Origin of the sequence: Shigella sp. FJ200513 (genome assembly GCF_040495915.1) — a bacterium.
In the GTDB taxonomy this organism is placed as follows: domain Bacteria; phylum Pseudomonadota; class Gammaproteobacteria; order Enterobacterales; family Enterobacteriaceae; genus ECMA0423.
On record NZ_JBDYCV010000163.1, the window covers coordinates 1 to 5506 of the forward strand.

Annotated in this window: 7 protein-coding genes and 1 pseudogene; 1 reads left to right on the top strand and 7 read right to left on the bottom strand. The window is 50.4% G+C overall.

The window, feature by feature from the left end; genetic code table 11:
* Nucleotides 1–60, top strand: a 60-nt coding sequence (locus tag ABZJ92_RS20300) for an IS1 family transposase (RefSeq protein WP_071528444.1), incomplete at its 5' end; no start/stop codon positions are given.
* 92 nt (nucleotides 61–152) lie between these two features.
* On the opposite strand, the gene ABZJ92_RS20305 is transcribed toward ABZJ92_RS20300, so the two are convergent.
* The 7 genes and pseudogenes from ABZJ92_RS20305 to ABZJ92_RS20335 all read right to left on the bottom strand — a co-directional run.
* Nucleotides 153–635, bottom strand: a complete 483-nt coding sequence (locus tag ABZJ92_RS20305; RefSeq protein WP_000594909.1) for a hypothetical protein — start codon at nucleotides 633–635, stop codon at nucleotides 153–155.
* A 67-nt stretch (nucleotides 636–702) separates the two neighbouring features.
* On the bottom strand, nucleotides 703–2652 hold the full coding sequence (locus ABZJ92_RS20310) for a phage tail tape measure protein (protein WP_000785377.1): 1950 nt from the start codon (nucleotides 2650–2652) through the stop codon (nucleotides 703–705).
* 84 nt (nucleotides 2653–2736) lie between these two features.
* Nucleotides 2737–3072, bottom strand: coding sequence for a phage tail assembly protein (locus ABZJ92_RS20315; RefSeq protein ID WP_001251340.1), 336 nt, complete (start codon nucleotides 3070–3072; stop codon nucleotides 2737–2739).
* Nucleotides 3072–3428 (bottom strand): phage tail tube protein, encoded by a 357-nt coding sequence (locus ABZJ92_RS20320; protein WP_001062338.1) that lies wholly within the window; start codon nucleotides 3426–3428, stop codon nucleotides 3072–3074. Before ABZJ92_RS20320 ends, ABZJ92_RS20315 begins: the two co-directional genes overlap by 1 nt.
* The gene (locus ABZJ92_RS20325; RefSeq protein ID WP_000155743.1) at nucleotides 3428–4924 is read right to left on the bottom strand and encodes a phage tail sheath subtilisin-like domain-containing protein; all 1497 of its coding nucleotides are present in this window, start codon (nucleotides 4922–4924) and stop codon (nucleotides 3428–3430) included. The genes ABZJ92_RS20320 and ABZJ92_RS20325 overlap by 1 nt, the downstream gene beginning before the upstream one ends.
* Nucleotides 4921–5082 carry a DUF2635 domain-containing protein gene (locus tag ABZJ92_RS20330; protein WP_000497744.1) on the bottom strand — a complete coding sequence of 54 codons (162 nt, stop codon included), beginning with the start codon at nucleotides 5080–5082 and terminating at the stop codon, nucleotides 4921–4923. The genes ABZJ92_RS20325 and ABZJ92_RS20330 overlap by 4 nt, the downstream gene beginning before the upstream one ends.
* A gap of 9 nt (nucleotides 5083–5091) precedes the next feature.
* Nucleotides 5092–5433 (bottom strand): annotated as a pseudogene (locus tag ABZJ92_RS20335) (phage tail terminator protein); the annotation flags it as partial.
* Between the last annotated feature and the right edge of the window lie 73 nt (nucleotides 5434–5506).

Here is a 5506-nt window from a genome sequence, read left to right on the forward strand (position 1 = left end):
TCGGTGGAGCTGCATGACAAGGTCATCGGGCATTATCTGAACATAAAACACTATCAGTAAGTTGGAGTCATTACCAAGAAAGAGAAGGTAAAGAAGGTAAGTCCATACTGTCTCCACTATAAAAAAACCGCCAATTTCTGGCGGCTTATATATTAATCATCATTAATATCTTTCATATTCAATTTGCAATTTTCGTAGGTCACTCCCGACTCGCCATTAACATTAACTCCAGCTCTGATATTCCCGTTTTCTTTTACATCTACAAAAAACTGGCCTCTTGGCATCTTGAACGCAAATGTAAAACCAACAGTATCTGAATCAAAATCATCATCTTTATATATTGGGATCAAAAATGTCATCGTCGCTGGTGATGCATTGTTTGCAAAATCAAATACACCTATACTTTTGCCGAATTCATAAGAAGCTTTTCTCAATATAATCGCACCGCTGGCAGAAGGGGATGGGCACGATATCCTCAGTTGTCTGAATCCATCTGTATCCAAGTCAACGTCATTATCTGCAGATGTTTTAACGTTACTAATAAATCGTGAAACAATCTCCTCATTTGTTAGTATTTTCGCCTGAGCACAGCAAGAGGTTAATATTGCAACCGTCATTAAAAATGGCTTTATCACAAAACAAACTCCATTGTTAGCATGTTACGCGATAATTTTGCCTCATCTTTCACCACAAAAAAAGAACTCACCTTTTAAATGGAGAATACCCAACATCATGGGTGATTTTCATAAAGGGATCGCCTGTTTTCGGCAAATCGATAACGCGCATTCCAGGCGGCGCGTTGTCAAACGTCACCTTAAGTTCGCTGCGGGTTGCCGGTGAAGATGCAAGGCTTAACAGCTGATTCCTTTCCAGTGATACATTCGGGGTGTAGCGTTTATCGGGAGATAAATACCCATCACCACGTGGCATCTGCCATCCGGTCATGTCATAGACAAAATCATGGAACTGTTTGCCCCACTCGTCGAACTTATCATTCAGACCAAATCCACTGTTCAGTGCATCAGCCACAAAATTTTTAACAAGCCAGGGATGTTCTTTTTCAAACTCCTGCGCCATCATGCCCAGTTCAAGCAATCCACCAATCAGACTGATCTTTCCGAGGCCCTTTAATTTCAGCCCTGTTTTTCCTGCCGCCGTTGTCCATTGATTCTGGGCGACTGTTGCCGCACGAATACTTGCCACCGCCTTCACACCAATATACAGGGCAGAAACCGTTGCTATTGTTTTTACTGCCTGTTCCCATCCCCCCATTGCTCTGACAACCTGATCAACCTCCTGCCAGACTTTTTTCACAACCGGACCGACCGTTTCCCAGTTATCAATTATGAGATATGCACCACCGACGAGAAGCGCAATTAATCCCTTTGCCGGCGTCATATTCATCACGCTACCCATGATTTTTGTTATGCGTGTCAATGTGCCAATCGCCACGCCCATCGTCAGTAATGCCGCACCAGTTTTCGCGATGGTTTTTACGACCTCAGGATTTTCTCTGACAAACGTGCGCACTTCTTCCAGAAAAGGCTTCATCTCTTTTATGCCTTCATTGAGTGAAGGCAGGAAGGTTTCCCCCAGCGTGGAAGAAATCGCATTGATCTGGTTCTGCAGCAGCAACAACTGATTTTCTGTCGTCGCGGCACGGGCGGCATATTCTTTCTGCATTGAGCCGCCATACTGCTGCGCATCCGCCACACGATTAAAGTTGGTTCGCAACAAATCCAGATTCGTGAGCAGCGGCGCAATGGCCCCCAGGGATTCCTTCCCGAACAGCGCTTTCAGCACAGCAGCCTGTTTTTCTTTCGGCACTTTTGCCAGAGAATCCAGTACGTGCAGCATGGCCCCGCGGGCGTCTTTCTGCATATCCGCCGCCAGTTTTTTCGGGCTAATGCGCAACGAGCGGAGCACTTTTTTCTGCGATTTGGTGGCAGAATCCCTCGCTGTCAGCGACAACATAAAATTCTTTATCCCCGTCGCAGCAATTTCTGACTCCACCCCCATTCCGGCAATGGTTGCCCCCATTGCGGCAATCTCTCCGGAGGCCACACCCGCAACACTGCCTAAAGGGCCAATACGGGTCACAACATCAGAAATCTTTTTCGCACTTGCAGGACCGGTATTGCCAAGATAGTTAATCTTATCCGCAAGCCCTGCCACCTCTCCCTGTGTCAGTTTAAAGGCAGTGCGCCACTGCGCCATCATCTGACCGGATTCTTCTGCCGTGGTGTCAAAGGCCACGCCCATCTTCACGGCATCGTCAGTAAACTGCATCAGCTCGTCACGGGCGATACCAGCCTGACCACCCGCCGCCACAATTTCGGCGATACCTTCCGCCGACATGGGCAGTTCTGTTGACAGGTCGCGCACCTGCTCCGTCATTGCCTTAAACGCTTCCGGCGTATCCAGACCATCCACCACTTTCCGGACATCCGCCATTTTTGATTCAAGGGCAATGGCAGATTTGACCGGGAGCGCCAGCGCCCCCAGTACTGCGGTTCCGGCACCCGCTGCGCCCAGTGACAGGCTGGCAAACTCCTTTTTAAAACCTTTCAGCTGGCGCTGCATTCCCTTCAGCGGTGCCGATACCTTATCCACGGCAGTGATGATCGCCTTCAGCTGAAAACTGTCAGCCATGCTTCATCTCCTCGTTAATGCGGACGGCCTCGGCTTCCAGTTCTGTAAACTGCGAAACAGCCACCCGTCGCAGCTCCAGTGGATTCAGTTTCCAGAACCAGGCAACATTGTAGAGTCGTTTCCGGAGGTGCTTCCCGTCTCCGACTGGGTAAAAAAACGCAGGATCTGCATGCTGGTCTTAAAAATATCCAGTTTTGCCATCTGCGCCGCCGATGAACACGGGATCCCCGCCAGCAACGGGATATATTTCAGTGCCACCTGGCTGTCCAGTTTAATACTGCCTTCACCGGAAATAATGAAAGGAAAACCCAGCGCCTCGATTTCGTCATACGTGGGCTCGCGCAACTCCAGCACATGCAGCATTTCGTTATGCGCTGTCACCGGTTTTTTTAAAACTATTTCTGTAACGTTCATTGCCATTACTGATACCCTCCCTCTTCGCCGTGGAATTCAAGATCTGCCGTGCCTTCTTCGGCATTATGATTAGCCTCTCCGTGCAGCCATGCCGCCGAAAGCACATACACCATGCCGTTTGCCAGCTCAGCGGTAATCGTCATCTGGTCTGAGGTGGTAATTTTGTCGACCGGAAAGTTTTTGGGCACTTTAAACGTGCCCTTAACGTAAGGTGACCGCCAGGTCTCCTTGTAATCCACATCCCCTGCCATGCCGACGATGTCATCCCGGACATTGGTGTTCATCGGCACTTCAATGCCACCTGTCAGCGATAACTGCTGACCATCCACTTTAAAAAAACAGGTTCCGGCGATCTTTGCCATTATGCTGACTCCTCTGAATACTGAAGACGGAACTGGTTAACCACCGCAAAGACACGTAACTGATTAACATAATCCGGCGGGAACAGCGTATTCAGTCGGTTCGGGTTATCTGCATCACGCTCAACTATCAGATACTGTTTAAACAGATCGTATTTTTCCACAATACCGGCACGCTCCATCTGACGATATGTCGCCAGAAGTTCCCCTTTGATAACGGCAGGAGTGACAATCGCCTGCCCCGGACCAAAACGGGTACCATCATTTGCCAGCTTGTGACGTCCGTACTTGCTTGTGATGACCGATTTCAGTTTGCGAAGAACATATGCACTGGTATGCAGAGTTTCACTGTCCAGATAGCTGTTGTCTGCCACGCCATACGCATTCTTTTTGTAGGTGGTTACGGAACGCTGGATCTGCAACGTGCCGCCTTCCACATAAGCCGTCGCCACGCCGTGAGATAAAAGGGTCTGCTGCTCTGTCATGATGAATCGCTTACCTTTCGGTGCCGGAAGCATCCCCACCAGCTCCCCCGTCTGTGTCGGACGGGCAGGATCATTCCGGATAAATACCGCTTCACGGGCAAGGCGACTGGCAACCAGTTCATCGACAGGCGACTGGGTTTCTTTTTCGTAACCGGCAAGCGTGATATGTTGCTGATTATGCATATCTCCGGCACCAACCAGCTCTGACAGCGTTCCCAGTTTTGCGGTATAGACATGCCCGTATAACTGGCGCGCATAACTCCAGCGACCGCTGCTGTCATTCATTTCGGTCATCATCATATTGATGGAGGCGGCATCGTTGAACGGCAGACCGATAAAGTCGAATGCCTCATCGCCCATAGCAGCAACAGCGGCGGTAAGATCAGGCGCTCCGCTACCGGCAGCACCGACTTCCGTCACCACCCGAAGCCCTGCTGGCAAAATCTCACCACCACCAGAACCATAATAATTCAGACAGACCGGTAACTCATTACCATACAGCCCCTTATGACGGGCAGTCAGCGTCACCACGCCTGCATCAGATGACGCCGTAAACGGCAGGGTGATAACCCCGTTTACCGCTTCCTTAATCGCGGTGGCAACCGCAGTGGCATCATCGCCATTCACCACAGGCACCTGTACACGGGAGCGCCCGACATACAGACTCAGGGTGCCGCTTTCCTCTGCTTCTCCGGCAACCGTCACCCTGACCGTCGCCGCCGCCCCTCTGGCTTCCGGTACTGCAATAACATACAGTTCACCGAAAGGATCTGTCTGACGGTAGACTTCCACCATACGCGCCAGCTGGCTCCCCGCCCCACAAATCTGGCGGGCATAATCTGCCGATGGCATCAGCACCAGGCTGTTAACCTCAATGGCTGCATCGTTGCTGGCATGCCCGATCAGTAATGCAGGCGCGCTGGTCACCGCTGTATTTGCCGCAGAATTGTTCATCTCGGCGTAGAACAACGGCACCAGCGTATTCGACGGAACAGTATTAAAACTTATCGTCATGATTTTTTAGCCTTATCCTGTTTAACACGTACCACATCACCCGCCGCTATACGGCGGAACCAGTAGCTGCTTTCTTCCACATTTCGCCCTTCGGAAGGCAAAAGGTCTCCACGGGCAGGGTCAGGAACCGACCGCCCTTTCAGGGGTTTCACAAACATGAGGGACTCTTAATTCTGAGGGAAACGCATTTCCAGATGGTGCTCAATGTCACCATCCGGGCCAGTACCAGGATCGATGTAATCCACATCAATACTCAGCAGGGATAAATCCGGCAGGGCATTCACGTCCTCTGCCTGTCGCGTGTCTTCTTCCGTGATTTCATACTTCGCCGTAAAATCAAACTGGTAATACAGTTCGTAACGGTTCAGATCCAGCAGGGTGCCACCGACATAAACAATCTCGCCCCCTTGCGGGTCCGGCATCCATCCAAGCAGGGCTTTCCAGAGTTCTCTCCGGACATCATGAACGGCGTCATAGGCTGCCCACTGCCCTTTTTCATCACGCTCATTGAGGTGTACTGGCAATAGCGGACACTACCATTTATTCTTTTTTTAAGCAGCCATCTGATGATATTTTTCCCTG